This is a genomic window from Peteryoungia algae (assembly GCF_030369675.1).
Taxonomy (GTDB): domain Bacteria; phylum Pseudomonadota; class Alphaproteobacteria; order Rhizobiales; family Rhizobiaceae; genus Allorhizobium; species Allorhizobium algae.
The window spans coordinates 1,158,480-1,183,319 of the sequence record NZ_CP128477.1 but is presented as its reverse complement, the minus strand read 5'-3'; the positions used below and the strand labels follow the sequence as shown (position 1 = coordinate 1,183,319).

Annotated in this window: 20 protein-coding genes and 1 riboswitch; of the genes, 11 read left to right on the top strand and 9 right to left on the bottom strand. The window is 62.8% G+C overall.

The genetic code is table 11. The features are described 5' to 3' along the window. Positions 1 to 27 precede the first annotated feature (27 nt). Positions 28 to 216, top strand: a riboswitch (cobalamin riboswitch). A gap of 41 nt (positions 217 to 257) precedes the next feature. After that, entirely contained in the window at positions 258 to 995 is a 738-nt protein-coding gene (gene bluB, locus QTL56_RS05920) for a 5,6-dimethylbenzimidazole synthase (RefSeq protein ID WP_245136701.1), read from the top strand. Here bluB and QTL56_RS05915 read toward each other — a convergent pair. The 4 genes from QTL56_RS05915 to QTL56_RS05900 all read right to left on the bottom strand — a co-directional run bounded on the left by QTL56_RS05915 (position 952) and on the right by QTL56_RS05900 (position 6,049). Beyond that, complete coding sequence (locus tag QTL56_RS05915) at positions 952 to 1,977, bottom strand: DUF2865 domain-containing protein (RefSeq protein WP_245136702.1); 1,026 nt, start codon at positions 1,975 to 1,977, stop codon at positions 952 to 954. The genes bluB and QTL56_RS05915 overlap by 44 nt on opposite strands. A 164-nt stretch (positions 1,978 to 2,141) precedes the next feature. Continuing rightward, entirely contained in the window at positions 2,142 to 2,783 is a 642-nt protein-coding gene (locus QTL56_RS05910) for an acyl-homoserine-lactone synthase (protein ID WP_229575674.1), read from the bottom strand. Between the two features lie 121 nt (positions 2,784 to 2,904). Next, on the bottom strand, positions 2,905 to 3,621 hold the full coding sequence (locus tag QTL56_RS05905; RefSeq protein WP_245136703.1) for a helix-turn-helix transcriptional regulator: 717 nt from the start codon (positions 3,619 to 3,621) through the stop codon (positions 2,905 to 2,907). Between the two features lie 112 nt (positions 3,622 to 3,733). Then, the gene (locus QTL56_RS05900; RefSeq protein WP_245136704.1) at positions 3,734 to 6,049 is read right to left on the bottom strand and encodes an NADP-dependent malic enzyme; all 2,316 of its coding nucleotides are present in this window, start codon (positions 6,047 to 6,049) and stop codon (positions 3,734 to 3,736) included. A 201-nt stretch (positions 6,050 to 6,250) separates the two neighbouring features. Here QTL56_RS05900 and QTL56_RS05895 point away from each other — a divergent pair, with 201 nt between their 5' ends. The 5 genes from QTL56_RS05895 (at position 6,251) to QTL56_RS05875 (ending at position 11,287) form a co-directional block, all read left to right on the top strand. Further along, the gene (locus QTL56_RS05895; RefSeq protein WP_245136705.1) at positions 6,251 to 7,105 is read left to right on the top strand and encodes a UDP-2,3-diacylglucosamine diphosphatase; all 855 of its coding nucleotides are present in this window, start codon (positions 6,251 to 6,253) and stop codon (positions 7,103 to 7,105) included. Positions 7,106 to 7,258: 153 nt separating this feature from the next. Beyond that, positions 7,259 to 8,428 carry an ABC transporter permease gene (locus tag QTL56_RS05890; protein WP_245136706.1) on the top strand — a complete coding sequence of 390 codons (1,170 nt, stop codon included), beginning with the start codon at positions 7,259 to 7,261 and terminating at the stop codon, positions 8,426 to 8,428. Between the two features lie 10 nt (positions 8,429 to 8,438). Then, the gene (locus QTL56_RS05885) at positions 8,439 to 9,248 is read left to right on the top strand and encodes an ABC transporter ATP-binding protein (RefSeq protein ID WP_229575669.1); all 810 of its coding nucleotides are present in this window, start codon (positions 8,439 to 8,441) and stop codon (positions 9,246 to 9,248) included. A 3-nt stretch (positions 9,249 to 9,251) separates the two neighbouring features. Beyond that, the gene (locus tag QTL56_RS05880) at positions 9,252 to 10,625 is read left to right on the top strand and encodes an MlaD family protein (RefSeq protein WP_245136707.1); all 1,374 of its coding nucleotides are present in this window, start codon (positions 9,252 to 9,254) and stop codon (positions 10,623 to 10,625) included. Positions 10,626 to 10,651: 26 nt separating this feature from the next. Further along, positions 10,652 to 11,287 carry an ABC-type transport auxiliary lipoprotein family protein gene (locus QTL56_RS05875; RefSeq protein WP_245136708.1) on the top strand — a complete coding sequence of 212 codons (636 nt, stop codon included), beginning with the start codon at positions 10,652 to 10,654 and terminating at the stop codon, positions 11,285 to 11,287. Positions 11,288 to 11,400: 113 nt separating this feature from the next. Here QTL56_RS05875 and QTL56_RS05870 read toward each other — a convergent pair whose 3' ends face one another. Continuing rightward, on the bottom strand, positions 11,401 to 17,400 hold the full coding sequence (locus QTL56_RS05870) for an apolipoprotein A-IV repeat region-like domain-containing protein (RefSeq protein ID WP_245136709.1): 6,000 nt from the start codon (positions 17,398 to 17,400) through the stop codon (positions 11,401 to 11,403). 477 nt (positions 17,401 to 17,877) lie between these two features. Between QTL56_RS05870 and QTL56_RS05865 the strand changes: the two genes are divergently transcribed. After that, the gene (locus QTL56_RS05865; RefSeq protein WP_229575665.1) at positions 17,878 to 18,252 is read left to right on the top strand and encodes an Hpt domain-containing protein; all 375 of its coding nucleotides are present in this window, start codon (positions 17,878 to 17,880) and stop codon (positions 18,250 to 18,252) included. 114 nt (positions 18,253 to 18,366) lie between these two features. Continuing rightward, entirely contained in the window at positions 18,367 to 18,687 is a 321-nt protein-coding gene (locus QTL56_RS05860) for a 2Fe-2S iron-sulfur cluster-binding protein (protein ID WP_136560131.1), read from the top strand. Between the two features lie 291 nt (positions 18,688 to 18,978). Here QTL56_RS05860 and QTL56_RS05855 read toward each other — a convergent pair whose 3' ends face one another. After that, complete coding sequence (locus QTL56_RS05855) at positions 18,979 to 19,605, bottom strand: DUF922 domain-containing Zn-dependent protease (protein ID WP_245136710.1); 627 nt, start codon at positions 19,603 to 19,605, stop codon at positions 18,979 to 18,981. Positions 19,606 to 19,715: 110 nt separating this feature from the next. On the opposite strand from QTL56_RS05855, the gene folP reads away from it, so the two are divergent. From folP to folK, 3 genes are read left to right on the top strand one after another with little or no spacing between them, the layout of a single operon-like run. Further along, complete coding sequence (gene folP, locus QTL56_RS05850; RefSeq protein WP_370660329.1) at positions 19,716 to 20,585, top strand: dihydropteroate synthase; 870 nt, start codon at positions 19,716 to 19,718, stop codon at positions 20,583 to 20,585. Beyond that, on the top strand, positions 20,582 to 20,953 hold the full coding sequence (folB, locus tag QTL56_RS05845; protein ID WP_245136712.1) for a dihydroneopterin aldolase: 372 nt from the start codon (positions 20,582 to 20,584) through the stop codon (positions 20,951 to 20,953). The genes folP and folB overlap by 4 nt, the downstream gene beginning before the upstream one ends. Before the next feature lie 58 nt (positions 20,954 to 21,011). Next, positions 21,012 to 21,458, top strand: a complete 447-nt coding sequence (gene folK, locus QTL56_RS05840) for a 2-amino-4-hydroxy-6-hydroxymethyldihydropteridine diphosphokinase (RefSeq protein WP_245137182.1) — start codon at positions 21,012 to 21,014, stop codon at positions 21,456 to 21,458. 27 nt (positions 21,459 to 21,485) lie between these two features. Here folK and QTL56_RS05835 read toward each other — a convergent pair whose 3' ends face one another. The 3 genes from QTL56_RS05835 to QTL56_RS05825 all read right to left on the bottom strand — a co-directional run bounded on the left by QTL56_RS05835 (position 21,486) and on the right by QTL56_RS05825 (position 24,745). After that, positions 21,486 to 22,028: a hypothetical protein gene (locus QTL56_RS05835; protein ID WP_229575661.1), complete on the bottom strand. Its 543-nt coding sequence runs from the start codon at positions 22,026 to 22,028 to the stop codon at positions 21,486 to 21,488. 141 nt (positions 22,029 to 22,169) lie between these two features. Beyond that, complete coding sequence (locus QTL56_RS05830) at positions 22,170 to 23,276, bottom strand: YcjF family protein (protein ID WP_370660328.1); 1,107 nt, start codon at positions 23,274 to 23,276, stop codon at positions 22,170 to 22,172. Beyond that, on the bottom strand, positions 23,273 to 24,745 hold the full coding sequence (locus tag QTL56_RS05825; RefSeq protein WP_245136713.1) for a YcjX family GTP-binding protein: 1,473 nt from the start codon (positions 24,743 to 24,745) through the stop codon (positions 23,273 to 23,275). The genes QTL56_RS05830 and QTL56_RS05825 overlap by 4 nt, the downstream gene beginning before the upstream one ends. Positions 24,746 to 24,840: the final 95 nt, after the last annotated feature.

Here is a 24,840-nt window from a genome sequence, read left to right as displayed (position 1 = left end):
TTGGCCTGTCGAAGCTTGCCGCTTCGGGATACAAGCGATCAGTCAGGTGCCTGCCGAAGGCAGGAGAATCGGGAAGCCGGCGCAATTCCGGCACGTGCCCAACGCTGTGAGGCGGACATGATGCGCAAGGGGAAACCCGACCACTGGAGCGATCCGGGAAGGTGTGCGTCCTGGATGATGCCCAGTCAGAAGACCGGCCTGGCAAGATAGACCGAGCCTGCGCGGACGGCGGGCGGTTGCGCATTGTGGGGATTACGATGCACGACGATCCGAACGAATTTCTCGTCCGGGCAGCGGGTTTTGTCGAGGAAGACAAGGCCGCTGTCTACCGGGCCATCCATACGCGGCGCGACGTTCGCGACCAGTTTCTGCCCGATCCCTTGCCGGATGACGTGGTGCAAAGGCTGCTCGGGGCGGCCCATGCGGCGCCGTCGGTCGGCTTCATGCAGCCGTGGAATTTCCTGCTGATCAGGAGCCCGGGAACGCGCGATGCGGTGTGGGAAGCATTCGCCCGCGCGAATGCCGAGGCAGAACAAATGTTTCCCGAGGAGCGTCGCAGCGCCTATCGCGCCCTGAAGCTCGAAGGCATCCGCAAGGCGCCGCTCAACATTTGCGTCACCTGCGATCCGGAACGCGCCGGGCCTGTTGTTCTCGGGCGGACCCATGATGCCCGGATGGACGCTTTCTCGACCGTCTGCGCAATCCAGAACCTCTGGCTTGCTGGGCGGGCGGAAGGTGTCGGCCTCGGATGGGTCAGCATTTTCCACGAGGCAGAGCTGAAGGCCATCCTCGGCGTTCCGGACCGGATCCAGATCATCGGCTATCTCTGCCTTGGATATGTCGATGAACTCTATTCGGCGCCCGAACTGGAGGTGAAGGGGTGGCGCCAGCGCCTCGCACTCGAAGACCTCGTCTTCGAGGACCATTGGGGCGAGCGGGCCTCCGCGCCGCTTACTCCTGTAGCGGCTGTGGGCCGGGCGCCGCAGGGTTCCTGAGGTCTATGGTTCCCTTGTCCGGGGGCAGAAACGCCGGTCCGACCCGACGCACGCTCAGGCTCGCCTCGTCCAGATCGCGCTCTGGTGCAGGTGGTATCGCCGCCGGTGCTGGTGCCTTATTCGGGCTGATCTCCATGATGGACGACTGGTAGTCGGGAACCGCCTGGCGTGGGGTCATGCGCTGGTAATAAAGCTGCATGTTGCATCTGCAGGACGGGTCCGTTCCCGTTTGGCGGTTGCGGTAGACAAATGCATTGGGCAGGTCCCGATATGGGCGGCCGGTGACGGCCGAGACCATATCGAGCGTCTCGCTGCGTTCAGGCGCGTGAAAGAAGAGCTCGGTCTCCGTGCCGGGGCACATCTGCTGACACTGGGCCGCGTCCCGGCCAAAATTCATCGGTGATGTCTGGGATGAGATGGGGAAAAAGCCGCCGTCGCAGGTGCGGACGCAAAGCGTGCGGACATTGCCTGCGGGCATCAACGAGATCGGGGGTGGCTCGTTGGAATATGCTGCTTCCGCTTGCCGGTCCGGGCGATAGGGTTCCGGCAAGGTATCCAGATAGGGAATGCGCCCTGCCTCTTCCGGGTAGACTGTTTCGTCGGAGCCGCAGCCATTCGCCTCGAGTGCGGTTACCAGAGCCGCACGCGCATCGGATACGCGGTTCTCGCGAAGATCCGCCAGTCTCGCCGCAAGGATGTCGCGGTTGGATTCCATGCGGGAAATCGCCCGCGCCAGTTCGCTGCAGTCATTGCCACCGTCGGGCCTGATCTGGACGATCGAGGAGGTCAGGCAGCGGAGACGCCGCTGGTCCTGGTGCGCCTTGCGCAATTCTATGTTCTGCTGGGCAATCGCACTTGCATAGCTGTTGATCTCTGGCGAGGTGCCGCCCTCCTGGAGGAGGACTAGCCGATCGCGCAGACGCTCACACAGCGCCGAAGCGTTTGCCGCGTTCGGCAACAGGCTGCCCAGAACGACGATCATCGTGATGGATCTGACTATTCTGATCGGCAAAATTCGTATTTCCGTTGTCGCGTGCAGGGACGAAACGACCCTGATCGCCGGCAGGATAGCGGAGCGGTCCCCAAAGTAAAATGACAGTTGAGTTGGCGGTCGCCGCTTGCCGTGCAGCGACCGCCTTTCGTCGGTCAGGCGGCCTGGGCTGCGGTCAGCGTCATCCGGTGCTCCAACACGCTGCCGTCGATCGCGGCGATGGCCTTCATGCGGTCGAGCAGGTCCTGGGAGACCTCCCAGGAAACCGCGACCGCCTGGACGATGCCGATGCGCTTCGGCTCGCCGATGCGAATGCCCGGGCAGCCCATCCGCTTGAACATGCGCTCCAGGAAAACATCTGTGACGGTCACGATGTGGCTGAGGCCGGAGGTCAGCCCCAATTCGCCGACGCCACACATGAGTTCGGCGGCGGCAATCGTCACCTGGTTGCTGGCGCGATCCTGCGAGATTTCCGGGTCGATGCAGAAGCGGCTGGATTCCCAGATCTCGGCGCTGCGGATCTCAGGACGGTCGCCGAGCAGGACCGGAAACGTATCATCGAGCATGTTCGGCCCCAGTGTCGGCAAAAGGCGCAGCGCGCCACGCAGCCGCCCCTCCTCGCCATAGGAGAGAACATAGAGCGGATTGGCTCGGTCGTAGTCGTCGATCTCCCAGGCGTCACGCACCTGGACGTCCCAGCCCAGGAGGTCATGGAAGACCCGCTTGCGCAGCCTGTGCATGGCGTCGATGTCTTCGGGAAACTGGTTTCGCCGGGTGCCGTTGATGATCCTGATCATGCGGTTCTCCTTCTTGTTGAATGGAGCTGGCAGCATGCGGTTCCGCAAAGGCGTCTGAAACTGGCGGTGGCGTCCAGTTTCAATATTGCAATCTATGATATTGTTTCGGGTTGGGTTCGGTTCACGGCAGCTGGTGCTCCGCAAGACGGGGGATAAGATCTTGCCAGACAGCCTCGGCGACGGCTTGGGCATTGTTGACGACGTCGAGTTTCTGGCGGGCATTGGCCATGAAATGGCGGATTGTGCGCTCGGAAATTCCGAGGATGACGGCGGTCTCCCAGTAGCTTTTTCCGGCCGCGATCCAGGCCAGCGTCTCGCGTTCACGACGGGTGAGTGGATGTTTGCGGACCTTTCCGCCAGGGGCCAGCCGTTTGGACCGGGCCATTCGGCCGTTGAAGATGGCACCCAGGCTCAGGAGGTCGCGATCATGGACGCGACACCAGGCCGAGACGTCCTGTCTTGAAGCGGAGCTTTCCACGAGAAGGCAATTGTGCCGGCCTGGCAGGCTCGGCAGCGGATAGCCCAACATTACCCGGTCGGAGTTCCCGGTGTTCTGCCAGGATACAAGCTGCAACGGCTCGAGCGCCGAAAAGACCCGCAACAGTTGCTCCTGGGCCGGCTTGCGTTGAAGGCTCCGTGCGATCAGCTGGATATCGCGCCGCTGGCTGTGGAGAATGCGCTGCGGCCGTAAGCGGCCGTTGCTGGTGACAGCGTCCAGATAGGTGATCGGCCCTGTGCCATAGGCCGCCTGCAGCCGTGCCAGGAACGCCGGGGGATCCCATGTCTCCCGCCGTTCCAGCCAATCCAAGATGTCGAAATACGCGCCTGCCTGAACCATTCGCCGCCCCTAGATTCCGAGGGGAGGCAGTGTCGGGGTTGCCGCTTTGGCTTGTCCAGATGGCAAATTTCGCGGCAACCGGCATATGGACGCGTAGCTGGAGATGTTCCCGTCAGCCGGCCGGCTGGGATGCCTCGACGACGGCGAGTGCCGCCATGTTGACGACGCCGCGCGACGTGACCGAGGTCGACAGGACATGCACAGGCATGGCTGCGCCGAGCAGGATCGGCCCCACATGCAGGGCATCCATCATGGTCCGCATGATCCCGAGCGAGATATTTGCCGCATCGAGATTCGGGAAGACCAGAAGGTTTGCCTCACCGGTCAGCGTGCTCTCCGGCATGGCGCGCTTGCGCAGCACCTCTGACAGTGCCGAGCCGCCCTGCATTTCGCCGTCCACCTCGAGGTCCGGTGCCTCGGTGCGGATGATCTCCAGAGCCTTGCGCATCTTCGAGGCACTGGGCGAGGGGCGGGAGCCGAAATTGGAATGCGACAGAAGCGCCGCCTTGGGCGCGATGCCGAAGCGGCGGATTTCCTGCGCCGCCAGCATCGTCATCTCGGCGATTTCCTCGGCACATGGATCGTCCGTGACGAAGGTGTCAGTGAAGAAAATGGCGCCGCGCTGGGAAATCAGAAGGCTGAGGCCCGAGATGTCCCGAACGCCCTCCTGTTTTCCGATGATCTGGCGTACGTCGCGCAGATGCCGGTCGAAGCGGCCTTCGACGCCACAGATCAAGGCATCGGCTTCACCGCGCTTGACGGCCAGCGCGCCGATGACAGTGGTGTTGGTACGAACGATGGTGCGAGCGGCTTCCGGGTTGATGCCGGCGCGGCCGACGAGCGCGAAGTAATCGTCGACATAGTCACGGTAGCGCGGATCGTCTTCCGGATTGACCAGCTGGAAGTCGACGCCGGGCCTGATGCGCAGTCCGTAGCGCTGGAGGCGCGTTTCGATGATCTGCGGGCGTCCGATCAGGATCGGCTCGCCGATGCCGTCTTCGAGCAGGACCTGCGCTGCACGCAGCACGCGCTCGTCCTCGCCCTCGGCGAAGATCACGCGCTTGTTCGATGCGGTCTTGGCGGCTGCAAAGATCGGCTTCATGACGAAGCCGGAGCGGAAGACGAAGCGGTTCAGCTGGTCGAGATAGGTGTCGAAATCGGCAATCGGGCGGCGCGCGACGCCGCTGTCGGCGGCGGCCCTGGCAACGGCCGGAGCAATGCGCAGGATCAGACGCGGATCGAAAGGCGAGGGGATCAGGTAATCGGGACCGAAGGTCGGGGTCTCGCCCGTATAGGCTTTTGCAGCGACCTCCGAAACTTCCTCGCGGGCGAGTGCGGCGATGGCGCGCACAGCCGCCATCTTCATCTCTTCGTTGATTGTGGTGGCGCCGCAATCAAGCGCACCCCTGAATATGTAGGGGAAGCACAGGACATTGTTGACCTGGTTCGGGAAGTCGGAACGACCGGTGCAGATCATCGCGTCGGGACGGGCGGCGCGGGCCTCTTCCGGCATGATTTCCGGTTTCGGGTTGGCGAGCGCCATGATCAGCGGCTTTGGCGCCATGCGCGCCAGCAGTTCCGGCTTCAGAACGCCCGCAGCCGACAGGCCGAGGAAGACGTCGGCATCGCCAATGCTCTCGGACAGCGTGCGCTTGTCGGTCTCCTGCGCGTAGACTTCCTTCCAGGGGTCCATCAACTCGTTGCGGCCCTTGTAGACGAGGCCTTCGATGTCGTGCACCCAGATGTTTTCACGCTTGGCGCCGAGGATAACGAGAAGATTGAGACAGGCGAGTGCTGCGGCACCGGCACCCGATGCGATGATCTTCACGTCCGTGATCGACTTGCCGGCCAGTTCCAGGCCGTTCAGGATCGCAGCCGCGACGATGATCGCCGTGCCATGCTGGTCGTCGTGGAATACCGGAATGTTCATCTTGGCGCGGAGCTGGTCTTCCACCTGGAAGCATTCCGGTGCCTTGATGTCCTCGAGGTTGATGCCGCCGAAAGTCGGCTCCAGTGCCGAGATGGTCGAAACCATATCATCGACGCCAGGCGCATCGATTTCGATGTCGAAGACGTCGATGCCGGCGAATTTCTTGAAGAGAACGGCCTTGCCTTCCATGACGGGCTTGGAGGCGAGCGGCCCGATGTTTCCGAGACCCAGAACCGCAGTGCCATTGGAGATGACTGCGACGAGGTTGGAGCGCGCCGTGTAATCGTCGGCGGCGGCCGGGTCGTCCCTGATCGCAAGACAGGGTGCTGCGACGCCGGGCGAGTAGGCGAGGGCCAGATCGCGCTGGTTGCCGAGCGGCTTGGTGGCCTGAATTTCCAATTTCCCGGGACGGGGATAGCGGTGATAGAAAAGCGCCTGTTCGTCGAGATCGGCGGTCGGGTTTGCCACTTGCGGCTTGTTTTTGTCCTGAGAAGTCATCGGTTCACCGGCAATTCCTGTCTTCACACACTCCCTGTCGTCATACACGAATTGGCCACGAGTGGTAGACTTTAGTTCCGCGATCCCCTGCCGGCGCGGATAACACGAGCGAACCACGGTTGGGCCGCAAATCTTGCAATGTCATCTTACTGAAACACGAGTCTGATTAAGCGCTGTCCAGACAGCGAAGAGGACCGTGCCGTGGAAGAAGCCAGCGAAACACGCCATTTCAGGACCCTGTTCATCTCGGATGTGCATCTGGGATCGAAGGCCGCGAAGACGGATTTCCTTCTGGATTTCCTGCGTACGCACGAGGCGGATACCATCATTCTGGTCGGCGACATCGTGGATGGCTGGCGCCTCAAGCGCAGCTGGTACTGGCCCCAGCCATGCAACGACGTTGTTCAGAAGCTTCTGCGCAAGGCACGTAAGGGCACGCGCATCGTCTACATTCCCGGCAACCACGACGAATTCATGCGGGAGTTTCCAGGCGTCCACTTCGGCGGTATCGAGGTCGCCGAGCGCATGGTGTATGAAATGGCGGACGGGAAGAAATATCTCGTTCTGCATGGCGACGAATTTGATGTGGTCGTTCGCAATGCCCGCCTGCTCGCCTATCTCGGTGACTGGGCCTATGACACGGCGATTGCCATCAATGTCGTGCTCGCCGCCGTGCGCCGACGCCTCGGCATGCCCTACTGGTCGTTCTCGGCCTGGGCAAAGCTGCAGGTCAAGCATGCGGTCAATTTCATCGGCGAGTTCCAGCGCGTCGTGGCCGACGAGGCAAGGCGCGCCGAGGTCGATGGTGTCATCTGCGGGCATATCCACCATGCCGTCATGGAAGACATCGACGGCATTCATTACGTCAATACCGGAGACTGGGTGGAGAGCTGTACGGCGATCGCCGAGCATTCCGACGGAAGGCTGGAGCTGATCTCCTGGGGCCACAAGGTCGGTGCGCTTTCGTCGCCGAAGCGTGCCACCCGGCTCGTTCCGGTTTACCTTCCGTCCAGCGTTGCCGATGTGGCCAAGGAAGACGGTGTCCGGGCGGCTTGATCGAGGGCCTGTTGCAAAGCAGCCATCGCTGTCGGCATTCCGGCGGGAAAAGCGCGATTAACTTTCCGTAAAGGATTTCTTCCCGTCGGCGATGGTTATAGTGTGCAGCCATCTGTCACGTGATTTGCGTAACCGGATCTAGCCGGCGCGAATATGGAAGTTGTCGCCACCTTGAATCCGGTTCAGCCTGAAAACGCCCGTATCGAGATCGAGGATCAGCCGGATGGCAATCGTCGACTGGTCCGGCTTGTCGGCACGTGGAAGAACACCAGCCTGAGCGCTCTGATCAAGTCCGCCGGACCACTTGTCGACGATAAGGATCCGAGGTCGGATACGATCGATCTGAGCGCCGTTTCTGGCATTGATACGGCTGGAGCCTGGCTGATCCGCCGCTACGTGACGGAACGGCGCGAGCAGGGCCGGTCTGTCGAAATCGTGGGCGCCCATCCCGAGATGCGGGATCTGATCGAAGCCCTGCCTGAAAAGGTCACGCCGCCAGAGAAGCCGGTCGATCACCGCAGCCGTTTCGAGCGTGTCTTCGAACCTGTCGGGCGTCTGACGGTCAGCCTCTGGGGCGATCTGGTCGCGATGATGTTCGTTCTGGGCTCCGCGGTTCGGGGAGCACAAACCAAGCTTGGCCGTGGCGCAGGCGTGTCGCCTGCCTCGGTCGTCAACCAGCTCGACCATATGGGCGTTCGGGCGGTTCCGATCATCACGCTCATGTCCTTCCTGATCGGAGCGATCATTGCGCAGCAAGGCGCTTTTCAGCTCCGCTACTTCGGCGCCGAGGTCTTCGTCGTCGACCTCGTCAGTATTCTGCAATTGCGCGAGATCGGCGTCCTCTTGACCGCGATCATGATCGCCGGTCGCTCCGGAAGCGCCATTACGGCCGAGATCGGTTCGATGAAGATGCGCGAAGAGATCGATGCCCTGAAGGTCATCGGCCTCAATCCGATCGGCGTTCTGGTCTTCCCGCGGCTCGTGGCGCTGACGATCGCGCTGCCGCTGCTGACCATCGTGGCGAATTTTGCCGCGCTTTATGGCGCAGCTGTCGTCGCCTGGGGATATTCCGGCATCACCTTCGATGTTTTCATCACCCGTCTGCACGATGCGGTCGATTACTCCACGCTTGCGACCGGCATGATCAAGGCGCCGTTCATGGCGCTGATCATCGGGATTATCGCAGCTGTCGAGGGCATGAAGGTCGGAGGGAGTGCCGAGTCTCTTGGCCGCCACGTCACAGCCTCTGTGGTCAAGTCGATCTTTGTCGTGATCCTCGTGGATGGCCTCTTCGCGATCTTCTACGCAGCCATTGATTTTTGAGGAGGGGCAGATGAACCAGAGACCCTCTGACGAGCGCGAGACCATTCTTTCGGTGAAGGACCTGACGGTTGGCTTCGGCGAGAAGATCGTTCTCGACAAGCTCAATCTCGATATCTATCGCGGTGAAATTCTCGGCTTCGTCGGCGCTTCCGGTGCCGGCAAGTCGGTGCTCATGCGCACGGTGTTGCGCCTTTTGCCGCGGCGGGCCGGGTCGATCGAGATCCTCGGTTCGGACTACGATACTGTGGATGACGCACAACGCATCTCCCTCGATACCCGCCTGGGGGTTCTATTTCAGCACGGCGCGCTATTCTCTTCATTGACCGTGAAGGAGAATATCCAGCTGCCGATGCGTGAATACCTGGACCTGCCGCAATGGCTCATGGACGAGCTCGCCTATTTGAAGATCGAGCTGGTCGGTCTCAGTCCGGATGCGGCGGACAAGTATCCTTCCGAACTCTCGGGCGGCATGATCAAGCGGGCGGCGCTCGCCCGCGCTCTGGCGCTCGATCCGGATCTCGTCTTTCTCGACGAACCGACCTCGGGTCTCGATCCGATCGGTGCTGCCGAATTCGATGATCTGATCGCACAGTTGCGCGATACGCTGGGATTGACGGTCTATATGGTGACCCACGACCTCGACAGCCTGTTCTCTGTCTGTGACCGCATCGCGGTGCTCGGGCAGAAACGTGTTCTGGTCGAAGGGACACTGGACGACATGCTCGCCTTCGACGATGCGTGGGTACAATCCTACTTCAGGGGCAAACGTGCCCGTTCCATTCCCCGGTCGGAGCTTTCCGCCGGACATCCGGTAGAGTGAACCATGGAAACCAAAGCCAATTACGCCATAGTCGGTTTTTTTACGATGCTGGTCATCGCGGCCGCCTTTGGATTTGTCTATTGGATGGCTGAATATGGCCGCGGCGGCCCGATGGCGCCGCTCGCCATCCGCATTCCGGGTTCAGCGAACGGGCTGAGCATCGGCTCGCCGGTTCGCTTCAACGGCATCTCGGTCGGTTCGGTTCGCAATCTCTATATCGACAACGAGGACCCGAATTTCTCCGTGGCCTTCACGGAAGTTCGTGCCGATGCGCCAGTGACGTCCGGGACAAAGGCAATTCTTGAGATTCAGGGGCTGACGGGTGCCGCCTATATCGAACTCTCGGGCGGTGGTCCGGGGTCGGGTGAGCCGATCCTGGCGCGGGCGATCGATACCGGCGAACCGGCCATCCTGACGGCCGAACAATCCAGCGTGACCAATCTGCTTTCCACCGCCGATCGGATCCTGCAGCGCGCCGACGGTGCCGTTGCCGAGCTCCAGGGCTTCATTGCCGATGCGCGCGCGCCGCTGACGAATACCGTCCGCAATGCCGAAACATTCTCCAAGTCTCTCGCCGACAATGCAAAGGGCATCGACGAATTTCTGAAAAGTGTGAGCTCCCTGTCTGACTCCGTCTCCGGTCTCTCCGGCAGACTGGATACGACCTTGTCGGCTGCCGAGGATCTGTTCAAAGCGCTCAACTCCGAGAAGATCGACCAGATCCTGACCAATACAGAGCGCGCGACTGCAAGCTTCGCCCAGGCTTCGGACAGCATCGGTCCGGCGATCGACAGTTTCCGCGAGACCGCAGAAACCTTCCAGCGCTTCGGGTCCAATGCCGACCAGACCTTGCAGAAGGTCTCGAAGCTGATCGACGCTGTGGACAGCCAGAAGGTGGGACAGGTCGTCGACAATGCGTCCGTTGCCAGCGCCGACGCCCGGCAGGCCATCGCCGGGTTCCGTGAACTCACCGACAGCATCACCGGTCGCCGAGACGATATCGACAAGGCTATCGATGACTTCACCCAACTGGCAAATCGCCTGAACAATGCCTCCACCCAGGTGGATGGCATTCTGCAAAAGGTCGACAGCTTCCTCGGTTCCGGCGACGTCAATTCGCTCAGCGTCGAGGCCCGCCGGACGCTGGAATCAATCCGGCTGGCGGCGGAGAACGTCAACGCCCGGATCGGGCCGATTGCCGAAAATTTCCAGCGCTTCTCGGCAACCGGGTTGCGAGACATCCAGACACTCGTCAACGACACGCGCCAGACGGTGCGCGGCCTGAACGACGCGATCAGCAACTTCGACCAGGATCCGCAGCGCCTACTTTTCGGCGGCGATACGGTCAAGGAATTCGACGGACGGACACGCCGATGACGGGTACCAGCGGAAAGGACGACAGAATGCAAAAGACCAGCGTCAACGGGTCCGCAGACATGGGCAAGCTTCGGCGGCTGCTTCTGACCTCGGTGATCGTTCCGAGCCTCGGCCTCAGCCTTGTGGCCTGCGGGTCCAAGGCCGCCAATGATACATTCGACCTCACGGCGTCGGCGAGCGACGTCACGACAACTGCCAGTGCCCGCAACCGACAGCTCCTCGTTGCCGATCCCTCGGCGCTGAAGGCACTGGACAGCGAGCAGATCCTCGTGCGCGTCTCCGGTGCCGAGATCCGATATCTGTCGCAATCGCAGTGGAGCGACCGCCTGACGCGTGTGGTGCAGTCCAAGCTCGTCGAGGCTTTCGAGAACACCGGACGGCTCGGCGGCGTCGGCCGGCCGGGGCAGGGGCTGGCGATCGACTTCCAGCTGATCACCGACGTGCGCGCCTTCGAGGTGTCGGCCGAGGGGACCGATCGAGGCGTCGTCGAGATTTCCGCCAAGCTACTCAATGATCGCAACGGCACCGTCAAGGCACAGCGGGTCTTCCGTGCGGAAGTGCCTTCGTCCGGTTCGGACAATGCGGCCTATGTGGCAGCGCTGGACCGGGCCTTTGCCCGCGTGACCGGCGATATCGTCGCCTGGACGCTGCAGTCGATCTGACGAGGTCGAGGCCCCTCCCAGTCCAGACATAAGAAAACCCCGGATGCGTCACCGCAATCCGGGGTTTTTCGTTGGTCTGCATCTGAGCCGGGTGACCGGCTCAGATCAAATCATCAGCTGAAACGGCCGGCCGCATGCGCGAGCATGGTGTAGACCTTGCCCGTGTCGGAGGTCAGGTAGGACTGGGTGATCGACTTGTCGCGATCGGTGCGTGCGACGTCTGCCAGAAGTTTTTCGAAATCGGCGATGTAGCGATCGACAGCCACACGGAATTCCGGCTCGCGGTCGTACTTGCGCTTGATCTCGTCGAAGGTCTGCTGGCCCTTCAGCGTGTAGAGCCGGCGGGTGAAGACGTCGCGTTCGCCACGCTGGTAGCGGCGCCACAGATCGACAGAAGCGTCGTGATCGATCGCGCGGGCAATATCGACCGAGAGCGAGTTCAGCGATTCGACCATGTGGCGCGGATTGCGGGTGTCACCCTGGCGTGCCGGCTGGCTTTCCGCGACCGGTCGCTGCGGAGCTGGCGCCGGGCGAGCGGGGCCTGCTTCCTGGGGTTCTTCGCGCGAGGCGCCGCGCAGAAGGTCGCTGATCCAGCCACCGCCTTCAGCGCGGGTGGTCGCAGCCGTCGACTGGGCGTAGGGCTCGGTCGCGCCGAGGCTTCCGCGCAGGGCCAGGCCTTCGGCCTGACGGATCTGGGGTTGCGGCTGCGGTGCGGCCGGCTGGCGGCGTGCAGGTTCCGGCTGGGCCTCCGCCAGGCGCCGGGCGACAGGCTCGGAGATTTCGAGCGTCTGGCTCGTGCGGCCGACGAGCTGCGAGATGTCCTGTAGCGCCTTGATCTGCTCGGATACGGCACGGCGCATCTGGGCTGCGCTTTCCTTGGCCTCCTCAGGCAGGTCGAAGGCCCCGCGCTTCAGCTCATTGCGGGTCAGATCGAGTTCCTTGCGAATGTCGACGGCCGAGCGACGGATCTCATCGGTCGCGCCCGCAAACCTTGCAACTGCCTCGGTCACGGCCTGCTGCATGGCTTCGCGAAGGGCAACTGCAGCACCTTCCGACTTGCGTCCGGCTTCGCCGAGCAGGTGGTCGATGTCGTTCAGCGAGACGGCGAGGCCGCCGCGCAGACGGTTTGCAAGTTCGCCTGAACGCTTCTCGGCTTCAGTCAGTGTCTTGTCGATCGAGACCTGTGCCTCCTGTTCGGCGGAGAGCAGGGCATTGCGCATGTTAGCTGCGGTGAGCTGTGCCTTCTTTTCGGTTTCCCCGAGCACCTGTCCAATGTCGGCGAAGGAGGCCTGAACGCTTTCGCGCATGTTGGCAGCCGTCGACTGGGCGCGCTTTTCCGTTTCGCCGAGGATCAGACCGATATCGGTGAAGGATGCCTGGACGTTCTGGCGGAGGTTGCCGGCCATCTGGCCGGAGCGCTGTTCGGCGCGGTCGAAGGCGGTCTCGACCATCTTGCCGAGCCCCTGCATGGTGGTCTCGATTTCCTCCGACCGCTTGACGAGGCCAATGGAGAGGTCGCGCAGGGCCTGCTGGCGCTCTTCGAGCGTGCCGACCAGGTTGGACTGGGCAGCCGACAACAGTTCGGAAGCCTTGCCGAGAACCTGGGTGTGGTCGCCGAAGCGGCTGACGATGGAGGAGACCTGCTGCAGTGTTTCGCCGGAGACGGCGGTGAGGCGGCCGAGCTTGTCGTCGAGCAGGCGATTGGATGTCGACAGCATGTCGGTCGCCTGGCTCGCCGTCTCGTTGAAGCGATTGGCCGTGGAGCCGAGGCGGCTGTCGAGCGAGCCGATGCTCTCGACGGCCTGGTCGATCATCGAAGAAAGGCCGGCATTGCTGTCGCCCAGTCGTTCGATGAGCTGCGAGGCGCTGGCGACGAGGCTCTGTTCGGCCGCGCCCAGGGTTGCAACCGCACGATCCGTGCGCTGGCTGATCGCGTTGACCAGGGCCGCATTTTCGGCGCGAAGGCGCTCGGCACTCTGCTCCGCAGCCGCGGCGATCTGTTCTGCGGCGACACGTCCGGTCTCGGCATAGGAAGCGACGACGGGCGCCGCCTTCTCGTCGATCAGACGCGACAGTTCGGCCGAACGCGTGGAGAGCATCGAGTTCAGCTCACGGGTGCGATCGTCGAGCACCGAGCGGATCGAATTGCCGCGCGCTTCCAGCGCCTTCTCCACCGCATTCATGGTGGTTGCGAGTTCCTGCGTGTTGCCGGAAATCGCGTCGCGGATGGAGTTGCCGCGAACCTCGAGTGCCTTCTCTGCCGCGTTCATGGCATCGGCGAGTTCCTGCGTGTTGCCGGAGATCGCGTCACGGATTGCGGCGGCGCGCTGTTCCAGCGTGGTGCTCACTTCGCCAAGGGTGCCCGAAAGGTTGGCCACCTGGGCGCTGACAAGCGCTTCTGCCTGGTTCACCTTGTTGCTGATGACATCGCCGGCCTGCGAGAAGGTCTCGGCGATCGTCGCGGCCTGTCCGGCGAGGCGGTTCTGGGTGTCGGTGATGCGCCGCGCGAGGTCCTCCGAGCGTTCCTCGACCGTGCGGTTGAGTTCGGCGCTGCGTTCGCCGATCTGCTCGGCAAACTGCGAGGTGGTGGCCGCCAGGCGATCGACCGAGCGCTGAGCCTCGCTGTCGAGGTCACGGGCAGCGTCGGTCACGGCGCTGCGCAGGGCAGTCGCCAGGCCTGCGGCCTTGCCTTCGATGGTGCGGTTGACGTTTTCAAGCCCGATGTTCAGGGCGCGGTCCATGGTCGCCAGACGCTCTTCGATCACCGGTGTACGAGTGTCGAAGGTTTCGGAGACGCGGCCGATGCCCTCGTCGAGGACCTGTGCCACGCGCATCGAGGCTTCGTCGCCAACGCGCTCAATATTGGAGACCTTTTCGTCGAGGCGGGCGGCAAACTTCTCGCCGGCATCGTTGACGCGGGCGTCGACGCCGTCGAGACCGTTTCGCAGACGATCTTCCAGTGTGCCGAGGCTCTGTTCGATGCGGGTGCTGGTTTCGTCCAGGCGGGTGGTCATGCCCGAGACGGACTGTTCGACGGTGCCCGAGAAGCCGTGGGCCGAACGCGTGATGTCGTCGGCCGCTTCACGGATCTGATCGGTGAGGGCACCGGCGGTGCCGCGCAGGCGCTCGTCGAGTGCCCGGCTGCTGTCGTCGATGACCTTGCGCAGGCTTTCCTCGTGGTCCTCCAGGCTCATTTCGAGCATGCCGGTGCTGGCGGCAACAGAGGCGCCGATCGAGGTTGCATGTTCGCCGAGCGTGGTTTCCAGCGCGTCGCGGGCCTCACCGATGGAAGCAGTAATGGCCTGGGTGCGGTCCTCGAGGGTCGCGCGGATCCGCTCATGCGTGCCGACCAGGCGATCATCGATCGCAGCGACGCCGGTATCTATCGTCTGCGAGATGCGGTCCGTGTTTTCGCCAAGGGTCGTCGCCAGCGCATTGGTCGCCGATTCGAGGCTGCTCCTCAGCGTGGTGTTGGTCTCGGCAATCCTGCCATCGATGTCGTCCACGCCGGATCTCAGCGTGTTCGCGATGCGGGCCGCATTGTCTTCGAGCGTGCTGGAAATGGTGCTGGAGGCCGCGGTGAGCAGGCTGTCGAGGCGCTGCTCGCTGCCGCCAAGCTTGTCTCCCAGTTCGGCTATGCCGGCAGTAACGGTTTCGGCGATGCGGCTCGAGGACTGGCCGAGGCTGCGCTCGATCTCGCCGGTCGCATCTTCGAGCGTCGATGCGAGATAGGAGGTGTGGCTTGCCAGGGATAGCTCCAGGCGCTGCTGGTTGCCTCCGAGTTTCTCGTCGATGTCGGCAAGACCGGTCGCGACCGTCTCGGCGATCCGGCCGGAGCTCTGGCCGAGGCTGCGTTCGATGTCGCCGGTCGCATCTTCGAGCGTCGAGGTGAGATAGGACGTATGGCTTGCAAGTGAAAGTTCCAGACGTTCCTGGTTTTCACCATAGGCGTTGCGAATGGTTTCGGCCTTTTCCGCAAAAGCTGCGTCGATGCGGCGATCGGCATCGGCAACCGTCTCGATGATGGACGAGGCGCGCTGGTTCAGCGTCTCGTCAATGCGGCGCTGGCTGTCGTTCAGGGTCTCTGACAAGTCCTGAGTGCGTGCGGTCAGGGTGAGATCAAGCTCGAGGCTCTTGGTGTTGAGGGCGTCGATGAGCTGTTCGCTCTGGCCCTCGACAAGATTTGCGATGCCGCGCGCCTTGACGTCGAGGGTTTCGGCGAATCGATCCTGGTTGGCTTCGAGCGCATTGACGATGTGCTCCGCACGGCTCGACAGCGTCTGTTCAAAGCGCTGCTGGTTGTCGCTGAGTGCGTTGTAGAGCGAGCCGCTGCGCTCTTCCATGACCTGATCGATGCGTGTCTGTGCGCTTTCGAGGCTTTCCGTCAGTGCGGCAGCTCGGGCGGACATTGCATCCGCGATTTCCTGCGCACGATCCGACATGGAACTGTCGAGCATTTCCTGGCTGGTGCTGAGCGTCATCGCGAGCGCCAGCGACTGGTCGGTGAGTGTCGAGCCGAGGCGTTCGATGCTGGAGTTCAGGATGCCGTTGATGGAGTCGGTTCCGCCGTTCACCGTCTCGTTGATCCGGGCAAGGCTTTCCATCAGCTTCGAATCGAGTGAGCCGGCGCGCTGGTCGAAGGCGCTGGCAAATTCCGCGACGCGCTGGTCGAAGGTCGCGTTGATCTGGCCGATCGTCGTCTGGAACCGGTCCTCGAAGAGGCCCGAACGCAGGTCGAGATCGACGATCGCATCGTCGGCGCTCGATTGCAGGCTCTGGCGGAAGCCGCGGCCGTGCTCATCCAGAGACAGGTTGAGGCGCGAGAGAACGTCGTCGAGCGACGAGGTGATCGAGGTCTCGCTGCCCTTCAGGGTTTCCGCGATGTCGCGGGTGCGCTCGACCAGGGTCTCGTTGAGCTGGCGCGCCCGTTCATTCAGTGCCGCGTTCAGCTTTTCGGTATTGGCGTCGAGCGAGGAGGCGCGGGTTTCGAACTCGCCGAGCAGTTCGCGACCGCGCTGGCTCAGGGTCGAGGTGAGCGACTGGAGCTGGGTGTCGAATTCGTTGGAGAGCGACATGCCCGACGCGGCGAGCGTCTGGACCATGTTTTCGGTCTTGTGCGCGAGTAGCGATCCGAGAGCGTTGACCGCCGCATCGGACTTTTCCATGATCGTTGCGGCGCGGGTGTCGATCATCGACGCGAAAGCTTCACCCGATGTCTGCAGGCGAACCGAAATCTCTTCGGTGGCAAGCGACAGTTCTTCCTTCAGCTGTTCATGGGCGCCAACGATGGAGGAGCGGATGCGCTCTGCGTGGTTGACGATGGCATCCCGTTCGGCGCCCAGTTCGTGGACGAGGCCGCGGACGCGCAGTTCGTTGTCGGTGTAGCTGCGCTCGAGCGCGGTCACTTCGGAATGGACGAGGGTTTCCAGTTCCGTGGCACGGGCGATGGTGCGCTCGATGCCTTCGTTCATCGCGGAGACTTCGCGGCGCACCGCCTGGCCGACCGTCATGATGCGTTCGGATGCGATGGTTTCGGGTTCGGCGAGGCGAAGGGCGACCTCGGCCATGGACCGGGCCGCGTTGCGCAGATCGTGCGCGCGCGCCATCATGATCGCGAAGGCGAAGAAGAGCATGATCGGCAGGAAGGTGCCGATGAAGATGGCGACGACGCCCGGCATGGCGACGATCTCGGCGATCGAGGGGACCTGCCAGAGAGCACTGCCGTAAAGAAGCTGGGTCAGGCCCAGAGCGCCGAGGACCCACAGCCCGGAGACGACGGCGGCATTGCGCAAGGCCGAGGTTAACGAGGCTCCGTCCAGCGTTTTCAGGATCGCCGTCGGCGTGCGGCGCGAGCCGTCATTGGCGGGAGAGAAGGCCGGAGCCTTCGGTGCCGGTTCGGGGTTGAGCTCACCGGCGCGCGCGGAGCGGCGCTCAATCGTCTTCTTCGAGGCGGAACGCGAGGTACTGTCTGACAAGGCTGCCTCCGGGGCGTGAGGTTTGGACCGTGCCGGGCCTGGAGCGGCGTCGTCCTCACCATCGAAATCGATACTCAGGGCCGCCTCGAGCGCGTGGAACGCGTTCTCATCAATCGAGTCGGTCTTCTTGTTCGCCATAGGGTTACGCCTCGTTACCGCTTACTCTCGGTGGGTCAGACGCCAAACCGCGATGCCGCTCATCGCTTCGGTTCCGTCCGGCTCCCGCCGTACACTTGAAATCCCGCCCGCCGCCACGCCGGACAAAACCTCTGACTTATAGCAGTTCGGTCGCTGCAGTGCCGGCGCTATCGCCGGAATCACGCGCACCGACTGGCTCGCGGGCAAAGGTCACGCACGATTGCCCAATCAACCGTATCGTACTGACACATTTGGCCATCCGATACAATTAATGCGCCCCTGGCGTTCCCGCACCCCTTGCTCTTGTTAACAGTATTTCAATCAAGGTTTCGGCTGAAAAGCCAGTCCGCGCCTAGGTTTAATTCCCGTTAACCATAGTGCCAGCTTTTTCCGTCGCTCCCCGGTTTTCTTAACGGCGCGCCCATTGTGAGGCCTCAGACTGGCAACACCAAAAACAAGAAACCAAGGATCCCGGTCATGGCCGCCGCAGTCAATATCGCATTCGAATCGCCCGACAACCTGAATGGTCTGACGCCCTCCCTGCAGCGCCCCATCGACCTCGTACACCTGGCCACCCAGAGCAAGGGCGACAAGGCTGTGGAGGTCGAGATCCTGCAGATTTTCGCGCGCCAGGCCCGTGGCTGCCTCCTCGCCATGTCTGCCGGGCGTGGCAAGGTGGAAGTGAAGTCCGCTGCCAACCGTCTGCGCAATGCGGCCATGGCCGTCGGTGCGCTTCGCGTCGTGGCTGCCGCCGATCTGGTCGAAGCCAAGGGGGCGACCGCCGATTCCATGGCTACGGTCTCGTCCGCCGTGCTGGAAGCCGAGCACTTCATCCTGAAGCTCGCCCGCTGATCGCCAGAGGCGTGTTCTCACTCGCCCTGATCGCTTTCCCGTGAGTTGACTGACTTTCCGAATTGGGAGATGACTTCGCCGATTTTTCACAAGGCGAAGTCTGGACAGGCAAACATGGCAAACATCAGCATCATCGCATTCGACGGCACACGTTTCGACATCGCGGCAGCCGACGGCTCCACCGTGATGGAAAATGCGGTGCGCAATTCGGTCCCGGGGATCGATGCCGAATGCGGCGGCGCCTGCGCCTGTGCCACCTGTCATGTCTATGTCGATGATGCCTGGTCCGAAAAGGTTGGCCAGCCGTCACCGATGGAAGAAGACATGCTGGACTTTGCCGTCGACGTACGCCCGACTTCGCGTCTCTCCTGTCAGATCAAGGTGTCAGCATCCCTCGAAGGGCTCGTGGTTCACGTTCCGGAACGGCAGGGCTGAGACCTTTCGGTCATCGCTATCCCACAAAAAAAGCCCCGCTTTCGCGACGCGAAAGCGGGGCAAGGGGGCGCATCGCCAAACAGGCGAGGGAGGAAGCACCTGTGGCACCAGGACGCGCCGGGAGAACTGGAAATCGGGAACGCTTAATCAACGTATTCGATGACACTTATATTTCAGATTTGTATCAAGGGCCACGCCGAGAAATTGCCGGTTATTCACAGGCGTAGGCGTAAGGCCTGCGCAAGCTGCAGCATCGAGGCAACACTTGCCCTTGGATTTCAGGGGTGATTTCTAGCGGTTTTCCCGGGTTTCCTGGCGATGCCTCAGAATCCGCGCCATGCGATCCTCGAAGTTCTTCGCCTCGACTCGGTCGAACCTCATCTGCGCCTCGTCATGCGCCACCGTCACTTCGTCGGTAGTCTCGCTGACGCGATCCTGCAGGGTTTCGCAGTCCCGTGTCGGGCGCAACTTCAAAAGGCGCTGTTCCAGCAGCTTGGCATGCTGGCGCGCGATTTCGGCGTGCCGCTCTTCGTGCCGCTTGATGTCGGACGAGAGCGCATCCCACAAGGTGGCCATGTCCTGGCTCGCGTGTTTGCGGTTTTTCCAGCGAGGCAGAATGAGCTTGGTCGCCACTGTGACGCGGACATCCTCGATCGCGCAGCGGTCGCCGCGTCGGGTATAGGTCAGGTCGCCACCGAAGCGGATCTGGGTCGCGCCCGGATGGCGGTTGCCACTCGCCTGGGTGAAGGGGCCCTTGCGCGAGAGTTCTGCGTCGAGATCGGCCGGAGTCCGGCCGCCGATCTGGAAGAAGGTGATGGACTTCTGGACGACGACGTCGGCGCTCGCCGAAAGCGGCAGGGATATGCCGATCAGAGCTGCCCAGATGCTGGCGGCCCGAAGACGGCGGGAGTTCTTCATTCTTTTTTCCGCAATGTTGTATTCGCCGCGCCCTTGGGGCATAGCCAAACCCGATTTGTACTATCGCAGCTTCGCGGATTTCCGTCGAGAGGATACAAGGTCGCGTGGCCATGGGTGAGCGCACAATTTGGCGTGTTGGATACGGCCGCAGCCTCGACCTGAGCGAGCGCGGCGTGATCATGGCCATTGTCAATGTCACGCCGGACTCCTTTTCCGATGGCGGTCTGCACGACAATACCGAGGCCGCTGTCGCTCATGCCCTGGCCTGTGTCGAGGAGGGGGCCACCATTCTCGACATTGGCGGTGAATCGACACGACCGGGTGCGGCGGAGGTCAGTGCAGAGGATGAGATGGCGCGTGTCTTGCCAGTGATCTCGGCCCTGCGTCAGAGAACGGATGCGCTGATCTCGATCGACACCTATCGGGCGGTCACCGCCCGGGCGGCCGTTGCGGCAGGCGCCCATATCGTCAACGACGTGCATGGACTGCAACGGGAGCCGGACATCGCGGCCGTCGCTGCGGAAACCGGATCTGGGCTGTGCATCATGCATACCGGGCGTGGACGCGCCAAGCTCGCCGATCCGATCGCCGACCAGCTGGAGTTTCTTGGCCTTTCCCTCGACATTGCCGCACGTGCCGGCGTCGCGCGCGAAACAATCGTCCTCGACCCGGGTTTCGGTTTCGCGAAGGAAAGCCTGGAGGAGAATATGGAGCTGATGACCCGCTTCGGCGAACTGCGTGCCTTTGGCCTGCCGCTGCTCGTGGGTACCTCACGCAAACGATTCCTCGGGGCGCTGACCGGGCGCGATGCCCCGGACCGCGATGCAGCAACCGCTGCAACCACGGTGGCGCTCCGGCTGAAAGGGGCCTCCGTTTTCCGCGTCCATAATGTCGCGATCAACCGGGACGCCGTCCTGATCGCCGATGCTATGCTCGAAACCGAGCGGCGGACCGCTGCGGCGAAGGGATCTTCCACATGAGCGGCGTTTTCACCATTACCCTGAAAAACTGCGCCTTCTTTGCCCATCACGGCGTGTTTCCCGAGGAGGGTGTGCTCGGACAGCGCTTTTTCATCGACGCCGAGTTCGACGTCGATGCACTTCAAGCCGCCGAGACCGATACGCTGGATGGGACCGTGCATTACGGGATCGCCTTCGAGGTGATCCAGGAGATCGTCACCGGCTGCAGGCGGCAGTTGATCGAGGCGCTGGCGCTGACGATCGCGCGAGGACTGCTCGACCGGTTCCCCGAAATGCTTCGGTGCCGGATCACCGTTCGCAAGCCGAGCGCCCCGATCGCCGGTATCCTCGATTATGTGCAGGTGAGCGTTGAACAGTTCAGACGGTAAGCGCTGGTCGACGGCAATACTCGGTCTCGGTGGCAATGTCGGGGATCCGGCTGCGGCCATGGCCGAGTCACTTGGCCGGCTCGACCAGCGTTCGGATTGCCGCGTGACGTCGGTCTCCCGGCTCTATCGGACGCCCCCCTGGGGAAAGACCGATCAGGCGGATTTTTACAATGCCTGTGCCGCTGTGGAAACACTGCTCGAACCGCAGGAGCTTCTGGCCGCCTGCCTTGAGATCGAACGGACAATGAAGCGGGTCCGGGTGGAGCGGTGGGGGCCGCGAACGATCGACATCGACATTCTCACTTTTGCGGACCGGATCATCGATGCCGAGCATCTGAAAGTGCCGCATCCGCGCATGACGGAACGGGCCTTCGTCCTGATGCCGCTCGCGGATATCGATCCGCAGCTTTCAGTCAAGGGACGGAGCGTCGGCGACTGGCTGGATAGCGTCGATCGGACCGGAATTGTCGTTGCAAACGAAAACCGCGCCTGGTGGCGCGGTTGAATTCAATCGCTCTTGCAAGGTGGATCTTCAGTCGCTCTCGGCCATGGCAGTCGCCTGGCGGTTGAGCTTCAGGCCGATCACCGGAATCATGCGGTCTTCCACTTTCACCGAAATGGTGATGTTCATCGCGTCGTTTTCCTCGATGCGGGCGACCATGGCACCGTTCAGCTTGGCGCGATTGATGCCCATCACGGCGCGGTTGCCCGTGACAGTGCCCGAGACGATGTCGAGACCCTTGCCATCGGCGCCATCGAGGAACTGGCCCTTGTAGCTGCCGCCAGACTGCGAGATCACCGCCGACATCGGCTGGCTGAAGACGCCGACCCGGCATGTGCCGTCGAGCTTCAGGCCGGTTTCATTGCCCTCTGCCGGCAGGCCGGTCAGGTTGCAGGTGAACTTCGTGCCCTTGTACTTGCCGGCAACGATTTCACCCGGACCCTTCCATACCCCGGCGACGGACTGGAAGAAGCGCTTGTCGCGCGATGCAGCATCAGCGACCGTGGCCGGCATGAGCGCGGCAACGGCAAGCACGGCGGCGCAACGGCCGATTGTCGAGGAGCGAGAGAACATCGATTTGCCTTGGTACGAGAAACCAGAAACCCCGCAGACACCCTAGCGGAAAAATGGTTAATGCATCCTTGCCATTAACCTCAAATGGCGGCCCGGACAACTGACAAAAGTCACAGGCAAGGCAAGTGTGGCCAGTCTGCCTCACCCGGCGCGATCGCGGTCCTTGCCGGTCATCGAGGGGGTGAGATCGCCGATGAAGTCGCCGATGCCGGGGCGCTTGGCGGCCCGGAAGGGCAGTGGGCGGCAGAGATCCATCGCGGCAATCCCGATGCGCGCCGTCATCAGGCCGTTGATCACGCCCTCGCCGAGGCGGGTGGACAGGCGTGCGGCAAGACCATGTCCGAGAACCTGCTGGGCAAGGCCGTCACCGATTGCGATGGAGCCCGTGACGGCGAGGTGGGCGAAGACGTCTCTCAGCAGCCGCAGCATGCCGAACGAGCCAGGTCTGCCGCCATAGAGATTGGCCATGCTTCGCACGAGGCGCACCACTTCGAAGAGCACATAGGCGAGATCGACCACAGCACGCGGGCTGACGGCGGTGACGACCGAAACGCGCTTGGCGGCATTCAGGATGAGGGCCCTTGCCTGATTGTCCAGCGGCGCCAGCAGCTCGCGTTCCGCGAGTTCGATCAGTTGCGGCGCGTCGATGATATCATCCTCGATCGTCGCCAGGTTCTTCTGACCGCGGGCGGTTTCCGGGCGATGGGCAACCAGGCCGATGAGTTTCTTGACGACGGATGCGGCCTGCTTGCGCTTGCCGCTTTCGGCAGCGGCTTGCGCCTCCGCCTTCAGGTTTTGAACCGTCTCGAGACGCCAGAGGCCGATCAATTCGCGCCCAACGGCAATGGCAAGGGCCAGGAGGCCGATGGCGAGAGCACCAAGCGCCGTGTAACCCAGCCAGTCGGCTCTGGTAAAAAGATCTGCAATCAGGCGATCGACCCAAAGGCCGAAAGCGAGGGACAGAAGCAGGCTGAAAGCACCGGCGGCGAGCCTTGCGAAGGAAAACCGGCGGCGCTGCGGTTCGGCCACGGGGGCGGGCGGCAGATCGTCTGCGGCCGAGATGAAGGGATCTTCGTCATCCGGCACGATCGCAACTTCGCCGGCGAAACTACGTGGTGGGCGGCGCAGGTTCTCGGCGCCCGACATGTGCGGCGCTTCCGGCTCGATGGTGAAGGCGGCGGGGCGTCGCTGCGGGTCAGGGATCTTCGTGGCCGGATTTCCGGGTAGCGATACGGTCGGCTTCTTCATGCGAGTCGATCTCCCAGCAGGAATTGCAGCGCCCGGTCGAGGCGGATATGCGGCACCGACAGCGTGATGCCCTGCCGCTCGTCGAGTTGCGGCGGGCGGAAGCGGACGATGCTCAAATCGGGGAGGGCAGCCGAGGCGTCGCCTTCGTCGACGGAGCGGAAATACGCTTCAGGGTCCCGTGGCAGGTCGCCCGGGAAGACTGCCGTCTTGCGGCTGCCGTCGAATAATTCATCCCCTATGCGTTCGCCGGCCATGGGCGTGCCAACGATGACGGGCAGGTCATGGCCGTCCTGCTTCACATTGGCCTCACGCGTTGCGCGGACGGAGGCAAGCGCCATGACCTCGATGCCGGCACCACTCATGCCGATCGTGCGGATCGCGCGATTGACGAGACGCCGGGTGAGGATTTCCAGTCGATCATGGCTCTCATGGTGCAGGTGATCCGCCTTGGTCGCAGCCACCAGAACCCGGTCGATGCGCCGACGCACGAGCGACGTCAGGATATTGTTGGAGCCGGCGCGAAAACAGGTGAGCACGTCGCCGAGCGCGCGTTCGAGATCCTGTACGGCTTCAGGGCCGCGATTGATCGCCTGGAGCGCGTCGACCAGCACGATCTGGCGATCGAGCCTGGCGAAATGTTCGCGGAAAAAGGGTTTGACCACGACGGACTTGTAGGCCTCGAAGCGTCGCTCCATCATTGCGCGCAGCGAGCCCTTGGGGGCACGGCCTTCGGGCAAGACCGGCAGGGGGGCGAAGGTCAGTGCCGGTGAACCATCGAGATCGCCCGGCATGAGAAAACGGCCCGGCGGCAAGGTGGAAAGGGACCGCTCGTCCGACTTGCAGAGCCTGAGATAGGTGGTGAAGGCCTCGGCGAGGCGACGGGCGGTCATTTCGTCGGCCGGAGCGTCCGGATCGATGCTGGCCGCCAGCGAAAGCCATTCGGCGGCGAGTTCGCCACGCACACCCGACGCCGCAAGCCTGGCGGTGTTCTCCGAGAAGGTCCGGTAATCCTGGCCAAGCAGCGGCAGATCGAGCAGCCATTCTCCGGGATAGTCGACGATGTCGATCGACAATCTGCCAGCGGAGAACATGCGGTTCCAGGAGCTGGCACTCTTGTAATCGATGGTGAGGCGCAATTCGGAGATGGCGCGTGTCGAGTCCGGCCAGACCCTTTCGTCGACCAGCGCCCGGATATGGTCTTCGTACTGGAAGCGCGGCACGGCATCGTCGGGCTGCTCCTGGAGTTCCGCGCCCGTGATGCGACCGGAGCGCAAGGGCTCGAAAAGTGGCAGGCGGCCGCCATGCAGGAGATTGTGCACCAGGGACGAGATGAACACGGTCTTGCCCGCACGCGACAGGCCCGTCACGCCGAGCCGGATCGTCGGATTGACCAGATTGGCGGCACGATCCGCCAGATTGTCGAGGGCGATCGCGGCTTCATCGGTCAGGCTGGTCAGGGAAGGGGGCAAGGAGGTGTCCTGTCGGGTCTGTCATGGTCGCGCACTAGTCTCGAGGCGAGACGCGTCTCGAACTCCCATATAGGCAGCGGTTGCGGCGCAATAAA